Source organism: aff. Roholtiella sp. LEGE 12411, from assembly GCF_015206995.1.
Taxonomy (GTDB): domain Bacteria; phylum Cyanobacteriota; class Cyanobacteriia; order Cyanobacteriales; family Nostocaceae; genus Komarekiella.
On the sequence record NZ_JADEXR010000004.1, the window covers coordinates 32390 to 52435 of the forward strand.

A 20046-nucleotide genomic window follows, 5' to 3' on the forward strand; every position below is an offset into this window, starting at 1 on the left:
CTGCATAAGTCGTTTAACCTATCCTTGTATTTAGTATTCCCCAAGATTAAGTTAATATCTATACATAAAAACACTGGTTGTTATTGATCAAATAAACTAATTTCAATAAAACTTTATTGAATCATTTTTTAGGTTTATATCTGTAGCTAACGCGGTTGTCAATATAGTTTTATTCAATTATTCCTGTATTTATACAGGAATAATTATAAAAATACGATGGTAATATTTACGAGGAAAAAGTTAAAGCTTGACCCCGTACTTCCGTATTTAACTGGCCTTTGTCATAAACAATCTCACCGCCGACAATGGTTGTTACAGCCCATCCTGTGAGGTTCCAGCCTTCAAAAGGACTCCAACGACACTTTGTTAACAATTCTTCGCGCCGGACTGGGCGGTATGTATTTAAATCTACAAGTACTAAATCAGCATCGTAACCAGGTGCGATCGCCCCTTTATTCGGAATACCATAAGCCTCAGCCACGTTCTTGGACATCCAATTAACAACTTGGGCCAAAGTACACCGCCCTTCTATCGCCGCAGTTAACATCAAAGCTAGAGAAGTTTCCACCCCTGGCATACCCGAAGGACTATTGGGATATTCTTGAGCTTTTTCAGCTAAGGTGTGCGGTGCGTGATCTGTGGCGATGAAATCAATTACGCCATCGCGCAAAGCTTGCCAGAGAACTTCGTTATCGTGGGGCGATCGCAACGGTGGATTCATCTGTGCTAAAGTGCCAATCTTCTCATACGCGCTGGTATTCAACAACAAATGCTGTGGTGTCACCTCTGCTGTTACCCAACTTGGTTTATCCTGACGCAGCAAATCTGCTTCTTCGGCTGTTGACAGATGCAGGATATGCAGACGACGCTGATATTTTTGAGAAAGTTTTAATGCTAGTTGAGTTGCCAGTAATGCTGCTTGATTATCTTGAATCTGGGAGTGAACTGCTGGATCATGAATACCAGCAAATTCTTGGCGTCGTTGATTGATTCTGGCTTGATCTTCAGCATGAACGGCAATTAAGCGATCGCCCTTAGCAAATATCGCTTCCAATACCGCCTCTCCATCGACCAACAACTGACCATGCATCGACCCCATAAAAATTTTAATTCCCGGTGTCGGCTTTGCTAAAAGCAAATCTGGTAAATTCTCTGCCGTTGCTCCAATAAAAAAGCCATAATTAACCAAGCACTTGTTGGAGGCACGTTGTAGCTTGTCGTCTAAAGCTGACTGTGTAGTTGTAAGAGGACGTGTGTTGGGCATTTCCAGAAAGGAAGTGACTCCCCCTTTGGCACAGGCACAACTAGCAGTGAACAAATCTTCCTTGTGTTCTAGTCCTGGTTCCCGGAAATGCACTTGTGGATCAATGACTCCTGGCAACAAAGTTAAACCTTGTGCGTCAATCTCTGTGGTTGGTATTGTTTGGGAGATTTTTGGTGCAACTTCGACTATTTGGCGATCGCGCGTCACCACATCCCCAATCATCAATTCACCATTGGGTAGAATCATGCGAGCGTGGCGAATCAGTAAACTTTTTGGAGATGACATGGCGTTAAAAGCGTTACAACACAGAGCTATACCTTACAGATAACTCTCCTTTTAGGTTAAGCTTGGTTGCGCTCTGAGTAGCCAATTTTTTGCTGCACGCTAAAAAAAGTTTATTTTTAATTTATGAATATCTCTGTAAACATGCCCACATGACCAGGAAATCAAAGTTATCCCTACCGTTAAGATTAACAAATAAAGTCTTCCCAGGCGAGTTAATTACCTGCATCCTTCCTTTAGTTAAGTACTTTCATGCAAAATCAAGTGTCTGATAACAATTCTAGCCAACAACCTGACAATTCCTGGATCGCAGAGCTAGGTAGAACAATTATCTTGAGCATCGTTCTAGCCCTGGGGATTCGTACCTTTGTTGCCGAAGCACGCTGGATTCCTTCTGGCTCAATGGAACCAACGCTGCATGGTACGCCCAACCAGTGGGAGGCAGACAAAATAATTGTCGATAAGTTGAAGTATAAATTTTCTGACCCACAGCGGGGAGATATTGTAGTGTTTTCCCCAACACAAGAGTTACAAAAAGAACAATACCAGGATGCTTTTATTAAACGCATAATTGCCTTACCTGGAGACAAAGTAGAACTTAGAAATGGCAATGTCTATATCAACAATAAACCTTTACAGGAGAAAAATTATCTACTTTCTACACAGCGTACAGTAATTGATGTTTGCACATCAGGACAGCAACCGCCTTTTTTAGCAAAACCCCAGACTATACCATCCGACTCATATTTAGTTCTAGGTGATAACCGTAACAGTAGCTACGACAGTCGCTGCTGGGGTGTTGTCCCTCGCAACAATATCATTGGACGTGCTGTACTTCGTTTTTGGCCACTCAATCACATTGGTGGAATTGATAAATCACCACTATATCCATAATTAGCGATTAAAGTTTTTATTAATACTTTCTGCCTCCTGCCTTTCTTTTTAATCAGATTTAGGGTGAAAGGCTTTCCAAAACGTCAATTTTTCATAGCAAGTGGGCTGAAGAATACTAAGCGCCACCGGGAGATCGTGCGGAGTCGGCGGGATGCGATCGCCACTGATATCGCTTTGCAGCGGTTTGATTCATCGCTCGACAGTTACCAATTTAGGGCATCAGCACAAGTTGCTTGTGGAGCGATCGCGTCTAGGGCGGCGAGCTGCCAATATGATTTAGGGCAACTCTGGAAACATTACACAGAGTTCCAGTCACACCAGCTAGAAAAAACAACCATATAAGCACTAACTTGTTTTTCACTGTTTTTTGTTATCTACATCTTAGTAGTTTATTTTCCAATACAAAATCGGCTAAAAATCCTGTCAAGTACTGATTCTGTAACTTCGTCTCCCGTAATTTCTCCTAATACCTGAATTGCACCGCGTAAGTCAATTGTCCAAAAATCAAGGGGTAATTGTTCAGCAATTGTTGTTTGTACCCGTTCTAATGAGATTTTAGCTTGAATTAACGCCGCTGCTTGCCTTTGATTAATGGCTAAGTCCATATCAGCAGCTTGGACTTTTCCAAATTTAACTATCTCTAAAATCGCTGTTTCTAAAGTATCAATACCTTGATTCTGTGCTGCTGCTGTGGCAACAACTTGGTGAATCGTGTTTGGATATTTTAAAGACTTAATAAATTCCGTTTCTACAAGGTCGATTTTGTTAATAACTAGAATTAATGGACGATGTTGCACTTGAGCGTAAATTTCTTGATCGCCTTGCGTCCAACCATCTGAAGCATCGATAGTCAACAGCACTAAATCGGCTGCACTGGCAGTACGCTGCGATCGCTCAACCCCAATTTTTTCTACTTGGTCTGCTGTTTCCCGAATGCCCGCCGTATCTAGTACTTGCACGGGAATTCCGCCAACCACTAGCTGAGATTCGACGACATCGCGGGTTGTTCCAGGTAAATCGGTGACAATGGCGCGATCGCTCTGGCTCCAAGCATTTAATAAGCTTGACTTACCAACGTTCGGACGCCCAACAATTGCGACTTTCAAACCTGTGCGTAGCAGTTCGCCTTTGTCTTTGGTTGCTAGTAGCCTGGTGATTTCTGCGGCAATTTTTTCGATTTCTGATATGATTGCTTTATCATGCAACGGGGGTAGATCTTCTTCAAAATCTATCCGAGCTTCGATTTCTGCCAAAATATCCAAACAGTTAGCGCGTAACTGACGGATGGGATGAGCCAATTTTCCCTGTAAACCAGCTAAAGCAGTTTGAGCAGCTTGTGGCGATCGCGCTCCCACTAAATCGGCAATGCTTTCAGCTTGCGTCAAATCCAATCGCCCATTCAAAAAGGCGCGGAGGGTAAATTCTCCCGGTTGAGCAAGTCTTGCTCCTTGTTCCAAACACAGTTGTAAAACCTGTTGCACTGCCATAATTCCCCCGTGGCAATGGAATTCCACCACATCTTCACGAGTGTAAGAACGGGGTGCTTTCATCATCAGCAACAAAGATTCATCCACCAGTTGTTGCGTTTGAGGATGGCGGATGTAACCGTAGAGAATCCGGTGAGTTTCCCAAATTTGCCGCCCAGGTGTGTGAAAAAGAGTTTGGGCGATCGCCATTGCTTGAGAACCAGATACCCGCACAATGCCAACGCTACCCTGTTGAGGAACAACAGCAGTAGCGATCGCGGCGATGGTTCCAGTAGTAGCAAAGAGTTCTGACATGAGCGCCCTTTTCAGCAAAACATTGCATATATTACGCTTAGCGTAGCAGGAGTAGAATAGACCTGACATCAAAGGTACTTTTGCATGAAGGGGGAAAAGACTTAAAGGAATTAAATTTCCTTTTTCCGAATGCCATCAGAAGTCTAAATTATCAAGGACTTTTATTTAAATGGTAAATACAGCAGATTTCAGGTATATGAAGTACATAAATAAAACCCGAAACCCTGTAGAGACGTTACATGTAACGTCTCTACATGTAACGTCTCTACGTATGATTCTGCTGTATCTAGACCAATAGGATGGCAAATGGCAAGGTAAAATTTATCTGGAGGGTAGAAAAACCTCTTAAGTAGAGAGGAGGAATTTACTGTGGAGCAGAAGATTAACTGTGCTGAAGCCTGTATTAACGGTTGCGTTTTAGGGGATAAATGCCCCAATATCGAATTTAAAGAAGCAACTGTAAAATTCGTTGAAGAAACTTCTTTAGACGAAATGCTGCGAATCGCTGAAGAACGTCTGCAAAAAAGAATAACGGAACCGCCCAAATGGGTTTTTCCTGAAGATCCATAGCATTAGCATCAACAGGTAAAAGGCAAGACATCCCAGAGGCTAAACTGTATCTGGATCTATACTTAATTCTCGCAGTTTAGCCGCCAAGCGATCGCTGCGTTGTTTCTCTTGTTCAGCCCGCTGCTTTTCTTGTTCAGCCCGCTGCGTTTCCTGTTGTGCAACTTCTTCCGGTGTCGGAACTAGTTCTGCTTCAGGAGTGAAAAAGCGTAAATTTTGTTGATAAACTCCCAAGTATAACTCTAGCTGCTGGCTCCACAACCAACCTTGAGGATTGGGTTCCAGTGGTTGATACTTACCAGCTAATAAAACAAACCCAGCAAATTCTAAATTATTAGGATCGAACCAAAAGTATTCTGGTGTGCGAAAGGTATCTTGGTAAATTTGTTTTTTCAAGCCTTTGTCAGTTGCTGCTGTGGAATCTGATAGCAGTTCTATAATCACGTTGGGATACTTACCATATTCTTCCCAGACAACCCAACTTTTGCGGGGTTGGTGTTCAGTCCCCAGCACTACAAAAAAATCTGGGCCTCGAAAATATTCTGATTTGCGCTGGCGTGGACTGTAGTAAATTGTAATATTGCCAGACGCATAAAAGTCATTACGATTTTGCCACAACCACTCAAGACATTGAATGAGCAGCGTCATTTGTAGCCGATGCAAGTCACTTTCCAAAGGCGGTTCGTCACTATATAAATCCCCTGGGGGAAATATAACATTTTCTGGGGTTTCTAAATCTTGAGCGACAGACATGGCAGCAAATGTTTCAGTGCTATTAGTTTAGCGTAGCAGTAAAGAACGTAGACGCTACTTACAAGAACCGTTCAATGATGATCTCATCCACATAAGTTTCTTTGAATTTGGCTTGTTTTTGTGCAGTCCCAATTATGCGAAAACCATGCTGGAGATAACTAGCTAATGCAGCGAAATTATCGGCGCGAACGTAAGTTAATATCTTTTCGTAACCTTTATGGCGAGCGGTTTCAAATGTAGCCTCAAACAGAATCTTGCTAATACCTTGTCGGCGGTATGAAAGATCCACGTATGTTCCGATAATCCCTACATGGTCAAACGCGTGTGTAAAATTAGCGAATGGTTCCATGCTTTGAAACCCAACAATCTTCTGATCAAAACAGCTTACAGCAACATGGAACACTCCACGCTGAGGAAAATTCAAAATATACTCCCGTTCAAACTGGACTGTTAGCGGTGTATCAAATGCAGTATACACACTGGCTTCGATGATCGGGTTCAAAACGCCAACAATTGCCGCAGCATCATTCGGTTGTGCTTCTCGAACCAGCAAATTCATTTCCTGTTGTCTCGTGAAAGCTGAGTGGTTTTGCTAGCAGTTACACTTGCAATATTTGAGAATTGTAAGAAGAGTTTGAATAATAACTTGAGCTTCGATTCTATATATCCAATCCAATCACCGTTAATTCAGGCGTATGTTCAACGGCGAACTGGTAATATATTTCTCGTCGTTCCTGTGGTGGAAGAGTTAACTCCCATTCTAAAATTCCCATTTCACCCAATTGAATTTGGGGGTTACTGCGAGTTAGACGTACTTTAATTTGCTCGGTGCGGCTAACCGGCAATTGTTCAGTGAGTTTCAGATTTGTTTCCTTGTTGAGCAAGTTAGTAATTACCAATCGATAACCATAAGTAGTCCGGCGCTGGTTGCTAATTAGTCTTTTATCTACCTGACGCTCAACTAAGTCACGCTCAATTTTCAAACCTTCGTCAATTCCTAAGTTAAGTTTAAACTCTTGTCGTGGTGCAATGTTTTCTAAGTTAGTTGTGCCGACAAAGATATTATCGCGGAAAATATTCGCTTTGCCTGGTAATAAAGTCGCACCGTTGGGGCTATTTTTCACATTAGCTTGCAGATAAGCAAAGCTTACCAAGCGTGGCATTGTAATATAATCGAAGCTACAAGGGTAATCATCGTTGAAAATTGTAGTTTTATGGGGTGTACCATCACTCGGAATGTTACCGCCACCATTCAGTTGAAAGTTAACTACACTGCCTTCTTTTGATATTTCCGCTACAACGGTTTCCGCTGGGATGACACTATCCCCTGCAATCTCGTCCTGTTCTTGCCAATTTCCTTCACCAGCAGGAGCAGCCTGAGTTGCGATGGTAGGCAATGCTGGACGGACATCATATCGTCGTGCTATTTGTGGGGTTGGAGTGCTGATATACCAGGGTTCAAGTTTGGGTGGAAGTGTACCTAATCCTGGTTTAGCGGTAGAAAGGGTGAGAGCCACGTCAATCCAATCTTCACCACTGCTTTGGGTGACTTCTGCAAGGTAACTCAGATGTACGATATCGCTACTAGTACTGAAGCGCAAGTCATAAAGAGGAGTCCAACTAGCGTGATTCACTAGGTAGGAAAGCTCTAGCTCAAATTCACCTTCACTCGCAACTTCAACCGCCACAACCAAGTTCAAACTTTCTTTAGGATGGGGTGTTTGAATTTTTTGCAACGAGCTGCGGAGTGCTTGTAATTGTTTGTCTAATTCTTGCTGTTGGGTTTTGCACTCCCCAGATGCGATCGCATACTCGCTATACTGGCTTCCGAGAAAGTTCAAGAAATCTAAAGTTTCGCTGAGGCTGAGGTTTTTTCGTGCAAGACTCTGTGAAAAGGTTTCCTCTGTCTTTTCACGCAAGCCTTCAATAAAATTAGACTGTAATACTAAAGCGTCTACTTGAGCTTGTAGGTGGCGTTTTTCTACTTCTAGTTGCTGAATTTGCCTCGTCAACTGTGCCACTCGCTCCGCTACAGGTTCGGTAGTGTAAATGCGATCGCTGCTTACTCCCAGCAAGCGTACCCCCACTGTACCATTACCGCTAACCCTGACAGAATCAGTTTCTAGAGTCACTGGCAACGGGGTAATGACTAATTCCCGTTCAAGTCCTGTTAAAGATACTACACTCCGTCGTGTAACTAGAGCTTTGTCAGCATACACTGTGACAGCTACAATCTGGCTTTGTATTACTTTGCGCCAAGATGGGATTTCCGGGTTAACCACTGCCAGTTTTTCCCAATTTTTAATGGTTATGCTGGTTAATTGTCAATGTTTCCTGGCCTAACCGTCAACCCCTGGGGGGAATTCTAAATTAAAAATTAAAAATTCAGATTTTTAATTTTTAATTTATCTATCTCCCCTTATCCGACTAATGCAAGCTAAATGCAGCTCAGCTTAGTTCATGCGTGAGTTCTGCTCTACCGCGTTACTAATAACAGGAGTCTTTAAAGCTACAATCCTCTTTGCTGCATCCAGTAGATACTCATAGTAGGTACGAGCGACGATAGATAACTGTTTGCCACCTGGGTAAACCATGAACCAATCTCGCTTGATGGGAAAGTGTTGCACATCTAAAATGCATAACTCTGTCGTATCTGGCATTAAAGTATGGCGAGACAAAACGGATATTCCTAAACCACCTGCGATCGCTTGTTTAATTGCTTCGTTACTTCCCAATTCCAGCTTCACTTTTACTGTTATCTCCTGTTCATCAAAGAGGTTTTGCACGGCCCGACGAGTTCCTGAGCCAGGTTCCCGCATAATAAAAGGTTCATTGGATAAACGTTGTATGGCAATATTTTTTTCCCTAGCTAATGGATGATTAACTGGTGCGAAAACTACCAAAGGATTTTCTAAAAATGGCTCGAAATTCAGATCTAAGTTCTCTGGAACTTGACTCATAATATACAAGTCGTCCAAATTACTGCTCATCCTTTCTAAAATTCCTTCGTGGTTTGTTACTTGCAACGAGATATCAATTCCTGGGTAAAGTTGGCAAAATGGCCCTAATAAACGTGGTATAAAATACTTTGCTGTTGTAATCACAGCCAAGCGTAATTGTCCCTGTTTTAGCCCTTTTAAATCTGCCACTTTCATTTCAAACTGGGCTATGGTGTCAAAAATTTGCCGACAAGTGGCAAATAACTCCCGTCCTGCTTCAGTCAAATACAACCGCTTCCCCACCTGCTCAAATAGTGGCAATCCTACCGATTTTGTAAGTTGCTTGATCTGCATGGAGACGGTAGGTTGTGTGAGAAACAATTCCTCAGCTGCACGAGTAAAACTACTGTGCCGTGCCGCCGCCTCGAACACCTTCAACTGGTGCAGCGTCGCTTGGTTCAAGGGTGATTCTCCTTTAATAGTTAATAGCAATTCATAGACATAAAACTAGTATTACTGAACACTTGCAATTGATACAGCGTCACTCATACGAAGTTACGAGTTTTTGTATAGATAAAACTCTATTAGTGCTATTAAAATAAAGGTATTTGACTTATGGACTGGAAAAGCTATTATCATAACAACAAGCAAAGCGTAAGATGCCTTCCAGTTAACGATGAATGTTGAATATTGAATTAAAGATTGCTTACAATTTATGATTCATAATTCATCATTCATCATTCCATAATTCTTCTTGAATTTTTGCAGGTAGCTGAGCTAAATCTGGCAAACTTAGCATCTCTCTTTCGGCAACTTGCTCTTTAATATTGATGGGCAACTTTAACGGTTGACGTTGTTCTATCCAGCAACTTGCTAATGGCAAAGTCTGCTCCATTTCATCCAGTGGTCGAGGAATCACCATCACCGCATTCAACTCCCCAATACGTTCTGCCTCGAACATCCCTGCTTCTACTGCTACCGCAACATTTGCTACCGAACCACGAATAATGGCTGTACACAAACCCCCACCAATTTTTTCATAGGCTGCCAAATGTACATCAGCAGCTTTAAGCATGGCATCACATGCACCGACCATTGCCGGAAATCCCCGGGTTTCCACTAAACCAATTGCTTGATGGCTCAGACGGCTGTAATTGCCCTCCCGCATTAATTGAGTGAGGCGGTTGGTAATTGGCAACACCACCTCTAAGTTGGGATAAGGACGGGGAATCACCAAGCTAGAGACTAATTGACCAAACTGTTCAGCAGTTTGAACACCAGATTCTACCGCAAGCCGCACATCAGCAATTCCACCCCGGACGATCGCAGTACAATGACCGCCACCTATCTTTTCATATCCAACTAGGTGAACTCCAGCTGATTTCAGCATCATGTCCGCTGTCCCAACTATTGCCGGAAAACTGAGGGTAGAAACTAAACCCAAAGCAGTATCCTCGAAGGTTTCGTAACTAGGCGCTGCCTGGATGCTACTCATAGACCGTTGATTAGATGTTTCCATGTGAACTTTCCAAGATACGGAAAAAGCTGACAACTTACAATTAACACTTACTCAGACTGATCGTCAGAGTTTGGGTTGCTCAAGGATTGTCTATGGGGAAACAATGTGGTCAACAGTCTTTGTATACTCCCTTGCCCATAAATTTGATTACCGAAACTCTCAGGGGATACTGTGGCTGGCTGACTAGGATCTGAGCCATTACTCACCGAACTTTTAATCGGTGGTGAAGGTTGCTCAGAGTTATCGCTGAGTGGTGTAGATGCTTGAGCGCTAGGAGGATCTTTACCATTGTTGGGTTCTTCGACCGGAGGAGCCTGGGTTGCCGGAGTGGTGGAAGATTTAAAGAAGGAGATTGACTTGTGTTTTAAATCCACAAAAGCCGATGCTGAGAAATTAGTTGAGGAAATCACCTTATCCTCTCCTATTCCTAAGCTATTGTCTTCTTCCTTTTGCTGTAATTCACTTGTAGAAGCAGGATTAATTGTAGGTGATTCCGGTTGTTTGATTTCACCAATCTGCCGACTGGTATCTCCCAAAATGGAACCAGCTGGAACTACTTGTGCAGGTTCAACTGAACAATTGAAAACTGTTGTCGCTGAACCAATACAAGCATTTGCTCCAATTTTACCTTTGCCAACCATTAAAAAACCGGCTCCTAAGTTTGCTCCTGCTTCTACCTCTAAGGTTCCTTCATGGACTTGGAGAATTGATCCCATTCCAATACAGACCCCTGGGCCAATGATAATCTTGCTGTTTGTAGCCGCTTGGAGTATCACTCCAGGTGCCAATACTGCACTCGGATGAATAGTCACCTCGCCACTAATATAGGAGTCAAATTTGTCGCTGAGGCGCAGTGGCGGCACAGACATGGGAATTATCACCTCGGAAGCCGGAACTAAAGTACTGAGTTACTGAGCTTCTAAGCGGCGGCTTTTGCCGCTCAGAGTTCTCGCTGAGTAAATTCTATATCACAAGGAAAGTTAGCTTTTGATGCTAGTACTAATGTCCTGAGTCGAAAATACACACTCAGTACTCAGCACTTTTAACTCAGAACTGCTATGGACGTTGGATAATGGTTTCCAATACCCGGCGCTTGGCTTTAGGCTCAATACCAATTAAGCGCACATATTCTCCTTGGTATTCGGCAAGGTGTCCTTCTAGTGCTGCGATCGCTTCTCTTTCAGAGGATGCTTGAATTTGACCACTACTAGTCCAGGAACCTGTACGGAACCGTCGTTGATCTACGTGTTCAACACTGATTTTATACCCCCCAGCCAATAGCTGCCGTAATTGTTCCACTACTTCAGAACTTAAGCGGGTATTCGTAGCCGTTGCTGTTGCAGATGACGCACTAGCGAATGATTTTTGACTTTGGCTACCAGAAGGGCTAGCTTGACCATTAGGTCGTTGAATAATACTTTCTAACACCCGCCGTTTGGCTTTGGTGTCAATGCCAATCAAACGCACATATTCGCCTTGGTGATTGGTTATACAGTCTTCTAAGGCAGCAATCACTTCATTTGTAGAATTAGAGTTGATTGGCTCACAACTTTGCCATGAACCAGTCCGGAATCGGCGCTCATCTACGTGCTCAGTGCCAATTTTGTAACCACCAGCCAAGAGTTGGCGGATTTGCTCTACAGTGTCGCCACTGAGTTGGCCACTGCCAGAACCGTTCCCCTTACCGTTACCATTACTTTGGTAGCTGCCATTGCCATGACTTGCAGGAGCTTTAAAGCTGGTAGACGCTTGGACTATACCATCTGGACGTTGGATGATGGTTTCTAACACACGCCGTTTACCTTTAGGGTCAATGCCAAATAGCCGGACATACTCGCCGCTGTGGTCTCTCAGACAGGTTTCCAATGCGGCGATCGCTTCACCGATTGATCTGGTTTCAATCGGTCTGCAACTCGTCCAACAACCCGTGCGGAACCGTCTTTGATCCACATGTTCCGAGCCAATTTTATACCCTTGCTCTAATAGATAGCGCACCTGCTCTATGGTTTCTGCACCCAAGCTATTGCTCGACACTTTACTACTCCTTTCCAACTCTAAAACAGTAATACCATTACTTGTATAAGATTTAGCCATTTCATCCCGAATGGGTGCTATACACTTGCTATCCGCAGCACAGAGATAACCAGCTCGCAGTGCCTGATTAATCCCAACTACATGATGAGCGAATTCCTGATCTTGAGCTTGCACATCTGGCAAGCGGTCAGCTTGCTGCTGATTAGTAATTATCGCTCCCGAAGGTACATACTTCCCTGGGGGAATTTCTACGTCTTGAATCAAAGTGTGCATCATTACGATGCAACCTGCACCTACTCTGGCATTAAACACCGTAGAGCGAAAGCCAATGAAGGAATTATCCCCAACATAAGCTGGCCCGTGAATTAGAGCCATGTGGGTAATACAAGTATTTTTGCCAATCCATACCGAGTATTGTTTTTGGTCGTCGCCAATTACTCGACCTTGCTCCAACCCATGAATCACTACACCATCTTGAACATTAGTGTTTTCACCAAGATAAAAAGGTGTGCCTTCATCCGCTCTAATCGTAGTCCCTGGAGCAACGATTACATTGGCACCTATCTTTACATCCCCAATCAGATTGGAGAATGAATGTACAAAGGCAGTTTCATGGATTTGGGCTTCAGCTAAATTCCTTGACCATGGGGTTGGGGGTGCCGCCGTGCTGCGGACTGCCATCGCGAGATTCCTCCTGAATTAAGCTTTCCGTCATTAGTCAATAGTCCACAGTCAACAGTCTATAGATTTTTGACTCTTGAGAGAAGTCTGAGCGCCGTCTTGCGGCGCTCAGAACTTCGGTGCTTTTGACTTTTGACCATTGACTAAATGACTTATCTATACTGGTCTTTTTTGCTGTAAATAAGCCGATCTTCAACGTGAATGGTATCTATTATCGCCACCACCACTGCATCCAATGGACGCTGTTCATTACCAAGAACTTGACGAGCGGCACTGCCACAACTGACAAGTACCCACTCATCTACTCCTGCACCAACACTATCTGCTGCTACCTCGTATTTGGGCAGGATGTTTCCATCTTCATCTACTAATTGCAACAACAGTAGTTTGACACCTCTGAGACTTGGATCCTTCTGTGTGCTAACTACTGTGCCACGAACTTTAGCAACTTGCATTACAGATTACGGTCTTCTGCCGAAAGGACGAATTGCGTTGACGTTTTCACGGAACTGCTCTACATCTTCGGTATAACGAATTGGTAGGACATATTCTAAGTTCTCGTGAGGACGGGCAATGATGTGGGTAGACAGCACTTGTCCGCCGTTGACTCGCTTCACTGATTCAACTCCAGCAGCTACTGAAGCTTGTACTTCTGAAACGTCTCCTCTGACGATCACTGTAACCCGACCACTGCCGATTTTTTCGTAGCCTACCAAGGTAACGCGGGCAGCTTTCACCATCGCATCAGCAGCTTCCACTACCGCTGGAAAGCCTAGCGTTTCAACCATTCCCACTGCGATTGACATTAGTTTTAATCCCTTATTAAAGTTTTTAGCTCTGGAAAAAAGTAACCCTCAACAAGGCAGAGAGTGTTAATTACTTTGTTTAACCAGTTCTTAAGTACGGAATTGTTCCACAGCTTCTGTGTAACGAATCGGCAAAACGTATTCCAGGTTCTCGTGGGGACGGGCAATGATGTGAGTAGATAACACTTCACCACCATTTACTCTTCTTGCCGCTTCAACCCCAGCCGCAACTGAGGCCTGAACTTCAGACACATCTCCCCGAACAATCACGGTGACGCGAGCGCTACCAATTTTTTCGTACCCTACCAAAGTTACACGTGCGGCTTTCACCATCGCATCAGCAGCTTCCACTACTGCCGGAAAGCCCTTAGTTTCAATCATTCCAACTGCAATTGGCATCGCAGAACTCCTACAAAATTAATCCAATCAGTACTGTGGTTTGAAAATTGTGACGAGGAAGTTCATCTTGAGCTACAAAAATACTTCCAAATTAAGCATAGGAAAGCTTGGCGTTCCTGGCAATATAAATCAGTATAATAGTTTATAATAAAAAAGTTTAAAAAAACTTAACAAAAATTTATATCGGGGTTCTGGTTAATCGAAGTTCAACAATTCCTAGAGCAGTCGCTTATGCTTTATAATTTCTTTATTACATTTACAAAACGACATTCATAACCAAGACTAATCTTGTCTGTAGAGGGGCGACTAAGGACTGTATATCATGCTATCTCTGTCTTTCCCCTATTTTCCATTTTGAACAAGGACTTCGTGAAAAACACATAATTTTTTCAAATATATCGTATAAAGTTCTTTGCTCAAAGTAAAAATATAAATTTACAAACAGCAATGATGTAAGAAAAGTGAATGCTTTTAATTATGTAAAGTTATATTTAATTAAACCTTAATAGGGTAAGTTGAAGTAAAAATACTTATTCAAGTTTAGGTTAAAAATAGTTAATAAAACATAGATTTCCAGTAATTTACTTTTTTAGTAAAAGATTATTTTAAAGATGTTAAAAAAAATCAAAGGTGAGTCGTCAAAGGAAATTTAAATGAATCAGTTTCTATTTTTAACAAGTTGGTGGGTGCCTTTTTATAGCTTGATAGGCGCATTTTTGACCTTGCCGTGGGGAATGGGAATAATTCAGCGGACAGGGCCAAGACCTGCGGTCTATTTCAACTTGTTGACGACTCTTTTGGCTTTTGCTCATAGCTCGTTGGTATTTAGAAATATCTGGGACAGAGAGCCAGAAAAGTTGCTTATTAGCTGGTTTAAAGCGGCAGACTTAGACTTATCCTTTTCCTTAGAACTATCGCCAGTCAGTATTGGAGCAACTGTTTTAATCACGGGGCTAAGTCTGTTAGCACAAGTCTATGCCTTGGGTTACATGGAAAAAGACTGGTCATTGGCGCGTTTTTTTGCGCTGTTCGGGCTTTTTGAAGCGGCCTTAAGTGGTTTAGCGATTAGTGACTCCTTGTTTCTCAGCTATACCTTTTTGGAAGTTTTGACGCTTTCGACTTACCTACTTGTGGGATTCTGGTATGCTCAACCGCTAGTGGTAACGGCAGCGCGGGATGCGTTTTTAACCAAGCGGGTAGGAGACTTGTTGTTGCTAATGGGTGTAGTGACTCTTTCCAGCATGGCAGGTAGTTTGAACTTCTCTGACTTATATGAGTGGGCGCAAACAGCTAACTTAAGCCCAGTGACATCAACATTATTGGGATTAGCGTTGATCGCGGGGCCTGCCGGTAAATGTGCCCAATTCCCCCTACACTTGTGGCTAGACGAGGCGATGGAAGGCCCCAACCCTGCATCAGTACTGCGAAACTCACTGGTAGTAGCTGGTGGTGCTTATTTACTGTATAAGCTTCAACCAATCTTAGTTCTCTCGCCAGTTGCCTTGAATGCCTTGGTAGTCATGGGTACAGTGACAGCAATTGGTGCAACATTAGTATCCATAGCTCAAATTGACATTAAGCGATCGCTATCTCATTCCACCAGTGCATATATGGGCTTAATATTTCTGGCAGTGGGATTGCAGCAGGGGGGTGTTGCTCTAATGTTGTTATTAACCCACGCGATCGCCAAAGCACTATTATTTATGAGTTCAGGGTCAGTAATATTCACTACCCACAGCCAAGACTTAACAGAAATGGGCGGTTTGTGGTCGCGGATGCCAGCCACCACAACTGCTTTTGTTGTAGGTTCAGCGGGGATGGTAACACTGCTACCACTGGGAAGCTTCTGGGCAATGCTAGCGTGGGCTGACGGTTTTGTAAATATCAGCCCTTGGGTGATCGGGGTTTTAATACTGGTCAATGGCTTGACAGCATTAAACTTGACCAGAGTATTTAGATTAGTCTTCTGGGGTAAACCGCAACAGAAAACCCGTCGCACCCCAGAAGTTGGTTGGCAGATGGCATTACCAATGGTATCTCTAACAGTGTTGACTCTACTATTGCCCCTAATGCTACAGCAATGGTACTTGTTACCCGATTGGGAAAGTATTAATTGGTATGTGGTATCAGTATTGTTTTCTTCTACCGTCCTAGGCGTAGGCATAGGGGCTACAGTTTATCTGCACAAAGCCTGGTCAAGATCTAGGATACTGGCATGGAGATTTGTGCAAGACTTATTGGGTTACGATTTTTATATTGACCGAGTTTATCGAGTGACTGTAGTGAGTATAGTAGCCCTGCTTTCTAAGATTTCAGCTTGGAGCGATCGCTACTTGGTTGATGGTCTAGTAAACTTGGTTGGTTTTGCAACAATTTTCAGTGGACAAAGTTTAAAATACAGCATTTCTGGTCAATCCCAGGGGTATATATTGACTATCTTAGCGGTCGTCAGCGTCTTGGGTTTTTTCATCAGCTGGTCTTTGGGTTTACTAGATAAATTGCCTTTTTAATAGTGCAAAGTCGGGAGACAGGAGTCAAAAGTAGAGACGTGATTAATTGTGTCTCTACAGAATTCAGCAGACAGGAGTAATGGATTTTGCTCCCCCTGCTCCCCCTGCTCCCCCTGCTTCCTCTACCCCCTCTCTTCCTACGTAGTTCTGCTTATGCTTAGTGCTTTGATTTTGCTGCCATTGTTAGGTGCAGCTTTAGTTGGTTTCTGGCCCTCTGACATCAGTGGTAAATTCGCCCGTGGCTTGTCTTTGGCCTTTGCTAGCATCAGTTTCTTGTGGACAGTTGTAATCGCAACTCAATTCCATCCAGGAGAGGTCACTCAACAGTTTGCCGAGTCTGTGCCCTGGATCGACGTCTTAGGCTTGAATTATAATCTGGGAGTAGATGGCTTATCTTTGCCATTGCTGGTTTTGAATGGACTATTGACTTGTATTGCCATCTACAGTAGTGATGAATCTATTGGGCGTCCTAGGTTTTATTACTCTTTGATATTACTGTTAAGTGTTGGGGTAACTGGAGCTTTTCTAGCACAGGATTTACTGCTATTCTTCCTGTTTTACGAACTGGAACTGATACCGCTGTATCTGTTGATAGCCATTTGGGGTGGCGCAAAGCGGGGTTATGCCGCTACGAAATTTCTGATTTACACTGCCATTTCGGGAATCCTGATTTTAGCAAGTTTCCTAGGTATAGTTTGGCTGAGTGGTGGTTCTAACTTTGCACTAGCAAGCTTGAATACTAAGACTCTACCTTTAGCCACACAGCTTTTGCTGTTAGGGGGGATTTTAGTAGGCTTTGGGATTAAGATTCCTTTAGTTCCCTTTCATACTTGGTTGCCAGATGCTCACGTCGAAGCTTCCACACCGATTTCTGTACTGTTGGCTGGGATATTATTGAAGTTGGGAACCTACGGCTTACTGCGATTTGGCATGAATTTATTGCCAGAAGCTTGGGCTTATCTGGCTCCTTGGTTGGCGACTTGGGCGGTGGTAAGTGTGCTATACGGTGCATCCTGTGCGATCGCTCAAACCGATATGAAAAAGATGGTGGCATATAGTTCCATTGGACACATGGGCTACGTGCTTTTAGCCGCAGCAGCAGCTACCCCTTTAAGTGTTTTGGGTACTGTCATGCAAATGATTAGCCACGGCTTGATTTCCGCAATGCTGTTTTTGCTGGTGGGGGTTGTGTATAAAAAAGCCGGTAGCCGGGATTTAGATGTTGTCCGGGGACTGCTGAACCCAGAACGGGGTTTACCTGTAATTGGTAGCTTAATGATTGTGGGAGTTATGGCCAGTGCTGGTATACCAGGAATGGTCGGGTTTATTTCCGAATTTATCATTTTTCGGGGTAGTTTCCCGGTTTTTCCAGTGCAAACTCTGCTGTCAATGATTGGTACTGGCTTAACTGCGGTTTACTTTTTACTCCTTGTCAACCGCGCATTTTTTGGACGCTTATCTGCACAGGTTACAAACTTACCACGCGTGTATTGGAGCGATCGCGCCCCATCTCTAGTTTTAGCTGTGGTGATTGTAATTTTTGGCATCCAACCCACTTGGTTATCGCGCTGGACTGAACCAACAATCACAGCAATGGTAAACACACAAAACGTAATCGCAACTGTGTCCTTAGATAAGGTAAAGAGCAAAAGTTAAAAGATGGGTATTGAGGACTGGGTACTGGGGAACTCAAAGCCCTCTGTGACAAGAAGGGACAATAGATACTGAGAAAAAACTCTGATCTACACCTAATCCCCAATTCCGATACTTTTTGGAGAACTGGCAATGGTAAATGTTAAAAAGAAGCCTACTAATAATCCCTTAGCAGAGTATATTGAACGCCTACAAAAAGGAGGGGCATTAGTTCCCGATAGTCCAGAAAATGTATTGGAAGTAGTTGGTATTCTTAAAAGTTATGGCATAGTTTTAGATGCGTACTCCAAAAATCTTATTTACATTGCTGAACACCAATTTTTAATATTTTTTCCATTCTTTAAATACTTTAATGGAGAATTTTCTTTTCAAAAACTATTCCGCCACTGGTGGCATAACCGCATTAATTTTGAGTATGCCGAGTATTGCATGAAATCAATGATGTGGCATGGTGGCGGTGGACTGGATACATATTTGGATACACAAGAATTCCAAGAAAGAGCGCAAGCAGTTATTGATGCTAAATTTCCAAATAATCCCTTAATTCTGAGCGTTAACCAACTTTTTCCAGATTTTTTAACTGAACAGTTACGCGTCTCTACTTACTACACTGGATTAGGTCAATTCTGGCGAGTTATGGCTGATATTTTCCTTACCCTATCAGACCACTACGACCAAGGCAAAATTAAATCGATTTCCGAAGTTGTAGAACACATTAAAACAGGGTTGGTGACTAGTGCATCAAATCCAATTACTTACACCGTTAAAATTCGAGATAAAGCCTATGAAATCATTCCCAAAAGTGTTGGTTTAACCTTTTTAGCAGATACAGCAATACCTTATGTAGAAGCAGTTTTCTTCCGAGGAACTCCTTTCCATGGCACAGTTTCATACAATGCCCAAGCATATCAAATCTCTCCAGATCAAAGTAGATTTCAGTATGGTGCATTGTATGCTGATCCTTTACCTATTGGTGGTGCAGGTATTCCTCCCACTTTGTTGATGCAAGATATGCGTCATTATCTTCCAGAATATTTGCATGACATTTATCGTCGCGGTCTTCGAGGTGAAGATGATTTGCGGGTAAAAATTTGCATGAGTTTCCAAAAATCGATGTTTTGTGTGACAACGGCGACGATTTTAGGACTGATGCCTTATTCTATGGATACGAAAGATCCATCTGAGCAAAATGCTAACCGAGTCTATTTAGAAAAGTGGATGAATCGGTTAGTAACTTCGCGCTTGAAGGAAGTTAACGATTAAACGATAGTTAGTTTCCCAGTATCAAGATCGTAACGTCCTCCTACAATTTTCAGTTTGCCTGTCTGCATCAGTTTAACTAAAAGCGCTGAATTTTCCTGCAATCTTTCAACTTGATATTTAACATTCGCTACGACTGCATTCTCAACCGGATCACCCGGTTTGTCTTTTACCTTAGCTATTGCTGGTTTGATGGCATTTACAAAAGTGCCAATTTGACCAGGCAGTGATTCGCCTTTTACAGATGCTGTGACTGCACCACATCTTTCATGACCTAGCACCATAATTAGGGGAGTGCCTAATAATACTGCCGCATATTCAATGCTACCAAGCACTTCCGGGATCACGATATTCCCAGCGATGCGAATATCGAACAAATCCCCAATCCCTTGGTCAAAGAGGATTTCCGCAGATACCCGCGAATCAGCACAACTAAGTATAGTTGCAAACGGATGCTGCGCTTGGGCAACTTCTCGCAAACGTGTTTGTGTTTGGTGTGGATACTTACGCTTTTGCTGCACAAACCGCCGATTCCCATCCAGCAATCTTTTCAGGGCTGCATCAGGACTAACAGGCTCAGTGTTTTGTTGTGCAACCGCAGCGATGGTTGGCTTAGTTATAGCATTAGCTGCGATCGCCACTCCACTAAAGCCTGCTAACTTTAAGAGTTTGCGGCGACCAATAAATTCATTAATTCGACTCAT

Annotated in this window: 19 protein-coding genes; 6 read left to right on the top strand and 13 right to left on the bottom strand. The window is 43.1% G+C overall.

Annotated features, from left to right (window positions below):
- Positions 1-226 precede the first annotated feature (226 nt).
- Entirely contained in the window at positions 227-1549 is a 1323-nt protein-coding gene (locus IQ246_RS01930; protein ID WP_193999597.1) for a dihydroorotase, read from the bottom strand.
- Positions 1550-1798: 249 nt separating this feature from the next.
- Between IQ246_RS01930 and lepB the strand changes: the two genes are divergently transcribed.
- Positions 1799-2440: a signal peptidase I gene (gene lepB, locus IQ246_RS01935; protein ID WP_193999600.1), complete on the top strand. Its 642-nt coding sequence runs from the start codon at positions 1799-1801 to the stop codon at positions 2438-2440.
- 63 nt (positions 2441-2503) lie between these two features.
- Positions 2504-2782, top strand: coding sequence for a hypothetical protein (locus IQ246_RS01940; RefSeq protein ID WP_193999602.1), 279 nt, complete (start codon positions 2504-2506; stop codon positions 2780-2782).
- Positions 2783-2829: 47 nt separating this feature from the next.
- Here IQ246_RS01940 and mnmE read toward each other — a convergent pair whose 3' ends face one another.
- A complete protein-coding gene (gene mnmE / locus IQ246_RS01945; RefSeq protein WP_193999604.1) occupies positions 2830-4221 on the bottom strand; it encodes a tRNA uridine-5-carboxymethylaminomethyl(34) synthesis GTPase MnmE in 1392 nt (463 codons plus the stop codon).
- Positions 4222-4590: 369 nt separating this feature from the next.
- Between mnmE and IQ246_RS01950 the strand changes: the two genes are divergently transcribed.
- Positions 4591-4791, top strand: a complete 201-nt coding sequence (locus IQ246_RS01950) for a hypothetical protein (protein ID WP_193999606.1) — start codon at positions 4591-4593, stop codon at positions 4789-4791.
- A 39-nt stretch (positions 4792-4830) separates the two neighbouring features.
- Here the strand turns inward: IQ246_RS01950 and IQ246_RS01955 are convergent, their stop codons facing one another.
- The 10 genes from IQ246_RS01955 to IQ246_RS02000 form a co-directional block, all read right to left on the bottom strand.
- Complete coding sequence (locus IQ246_RS01955) at positions 4831-5541, bottom strand: Uma2 family endonuclease (protein ID WP_193999608.1); 711 nt, start codon at positions 5539-5541, stop codon at positions 4831-4833.
- A 58-nt stretch (positions 5542-5599) separates the two neighbouring features.
- Positions 5600-6100 (bottom strand): GNAT family N-acetyltransferase, encoded by a 501-nt coding sequence (locus tag IQ246_RS01960; protein ID WP_193999610.1) that lies wholly within the window; start codon positions 6098-6100, stop codon positions 5600-5602.
- Positions 6101-6200: 100 nt separating this feature from the next.
- Positions 6201-7823, bottom strand: a complete 1623-nt coding sequence (locus IQ246_RS01965; protein ID WP_193999612.1) for a mucoidy inhibitor MuiA family protein — start codon at positions 7821-7823, stop codon at positions 6201-6203.
- A gap of 171 nt (positions 7824-7994) precedes the next feature.
- Positions 7995-8942 carry a LysR family transcriptional regulator gene (locus IQ246_RS01970; protein ID WP_193999614.1) on the bottom strand — a complete coding sequence of 316 codons (948 nt, stop codon included), beginning with the start codon at positions 8940-8942 and terminating at the stop codon, positions 7995-7997.
- Between the two features lie 268 nt (positions 8943-9210).
- Entirely contained in the window at positions 9211-9999 is a 789-nt protein-coding gene (locus IQ246_RS01975) for a BMC domain-containing protein (protein ID WP_193999616.1), read from the bottom strand.
- 47 nt (positions 10000-10046) lie between these two features.
- Positions 10047-10868 (bottom strand): transferase, encoded by an 822-nt coding sequence (locus IQ246_RS01980; protein WP_193999618.1) that lies wholly within the window; start codon positions 10866-10868, stop codon positions 10047-10049.
- Positions 10869-11055: 187 nt separating this feature from the next.
- Complete coding sequence (locus IQ246_RS01985; protein ID WP_193999620.1) at positions 11056-12714, bottom strand: ribulose bisphosphate carboxylase small subunit; 1659 nt, start codon at positions 12712-12714, stop codon at positions 11056-11058.
- Between the two features lie 152 nt (positions 12715-12866).
- A complete protein-coding gene (locus IQ246_RS01990) occupies positions 12867-13169 on the bottom strand; it encodes a EutN/CcmL family microcompartment protein (protein ID WP_193999622.1) in 303 nt (100 codons plus the stop codon).
- Positions 13170-13175: 6 nt separating this feature from the next.
- Positions 13176-13520, bottom strand: a complete 345-nt coding sequence (locus IQ246_RS01995) for a carbon dioxide-concentrating mechanism protein CcmK (protein WP_010995041.1) — start codon at positions 13518-13520, stop codon at positions 13176-13178.
- Positions 13521-13610: 90 nt separating this feature from the next.
- Positions 13611-13919: a carbon dioxide-concentrating mechanism protein CcmK gene (locus IQ246_RS02000; protein WP_015209255.1), complete on the bottom strand. Its 309-nt coding sequence runs from the start codon at positions 13917-13919 to the stop codon at positions 13611-13613.
- A 653-nt stretch (positions 13920-14572) separates the two neighbouring features.
- On the opposite strand from IQ246_RS02000, the gene IQ246_RS02005 reads away from it, so the two are divergent.
- The 3 genes from IQ246_RS02005 (at position 14573) to IQ246_RS02015 (ending at position 19345) form a co-directional block, all read left to right on the top strand.
- Positions 14573-16429: an NAD(P)H-quinone oxidoreductase subunit F gene (locus IQ246_RS02005; protein WP_193999624.1), complete on the top strand. Its 1857-nt coding sequence runs from the start codon at positions 14573-14575 to the stop codon at positions 16427-16429.
- 153 nt (positions 16430-16582) lie between these two features.
- Complete coding sequence (locus IQ246_RS02010) at positions 16583-18085, top strand: NADH-quinone oxidoreductase subunit M (RefSeq protein ID WP_193999626.1); 1503 nt, start codon at positions 16583-16585, stop codon at positions 18083-18085.
- A gap of 129 nt (positions 18086-18214) precedes the next feature.
- A complete protein-coding gene (locus tag IQ246_RS02015; protein ID WP_193999628.1) occupies positions 18215-19345 on the top strand; it encodes a CO2 hydration protein in 1131 nt (376 codons plus the stop codon).
- Here the strand turns inward: IQ246_RS02015 and IQ246_RS02020 are convergent.
- Entirely contained in the window at positions 19342-20046 is a 705-nt protein-coding gene (locus tag IQ246_RS02020) for a carbonic anhydrase (protein ID WP_193999630.1), read from the bottom strand. The genes IQ246_RS02015 and IQ246_RS02020 overlap by 4 nt on opposite strands.

Excerpts from the sequence above, each read along its gene's own strand:
- IQ246_RS01930 (WP_193999597.1), bottom strand. The coding sequence starts at position 1,549 with ATGTCATCTCCAAAAAGTTTACTGATTCGCCACGCTCGCATGATTCTA.
- lepB (WP_193999600.1), top strand. The coding sequence starts at position 1,799 with ATGCAAAATCAAGTGTCTGATAACAATTCTAGCCAACAACCTGACAAT.
- mnmE (WP_193999604.1), bottom strand. The coding sequence starts at position 4,221 with ATGTCAGAACTCTTTGCTACTACTGGAACCATCGCCGCGATCGCTACT.
- IQ246_RS01955 (WP_193999608.1), bottom strand. The coding sequence starts at position 5,541 with ATGTCTGTCGCTCAAGATTTAGAAACCCCAGAAAATGTTATATTTCCC.
- IQ246_RS01960 (WP_193999610.1), bottom strand. The coding sequence starts at position 6,100 with ATGAATTTGCTGGTTCGAGAAGCACAACCGAATGATGCTGCGGCAATT.
- IQ246_RS01975 (WP_193999616.1), bottom strand. The coding sequence starts at position 9,999 with ATGGAAACATCTAATCAACGGTCTATGAGTAGCATCCAGGCAGCGCCT.
- IQ246_RS01980 (WP_193999618.1), bottom strand. The coding sequence starts at position 10,868 with ATGTCTGTGCCGCCACTGCGCCTCAGCGACAAATTTGACTCCTATATT.
- IQ246_RS01985 (WP_193999620.1), bottom strand. The coding sequence starts at position 12,714 with ATGGCAGTCCGCAGCACGGCGGCACCCCCAACCCCATGGTCAAGGAAT.
- IQ246_RS01990 (WP_193999622.1), bottom strand. The coding sequence starts at position 13,169 with ATGCAAGTTGCTAAAGTTCGTGGCACAGTAGTTAGCACACAGAAGGAT.
- IQ246_RS01995 (WP_010995041.1), bottom strand. The coding sequence starts at position 13,520 with ATGTCAATCGCAGTGGGAATGGTTGAAACGCTAGGCTTTCCAGCGGTA.
- IQ246_RS02000 (WP_015209255.1), bottom strand. The coding sequence starts at position 13,919 with ATGCCAATTGCAGTTGGAATGATTGAAACTAAGGGCTTTCCGGCAGTA.
- IQ246_RS02005 (WP_193999624.1), top strand. The coding sequence starts at position 14,573 with ATGAATCAGTTTCTATTTTTAACAAGTTGGTGGGTGCCTTTTTATAGC.
- IQ246_RS02010 (WP_193999626.1), top strand. The coding sequence starts at position 16,583 with ATGCTTAGTGCTTTGATTTTGCTGCCATTGTTAGGTGCAGCTTTAGTT.
- IQ246_RS02015 (WP_193999628.1), top strand. The coding sequence starts at position 18,215 with ATGGTAAATGTTAAAAAGAAGCCTACTAATAATCCCTTAGCAGAGTAT.
- IQ246_RS02020 (WP_193999630.1), bottom strand. The coding sequence starts at position 20,046 with ATGAGTCGAATTAATGAATTTATTGGTCGCCGCAAACTCTTAAAGTTA.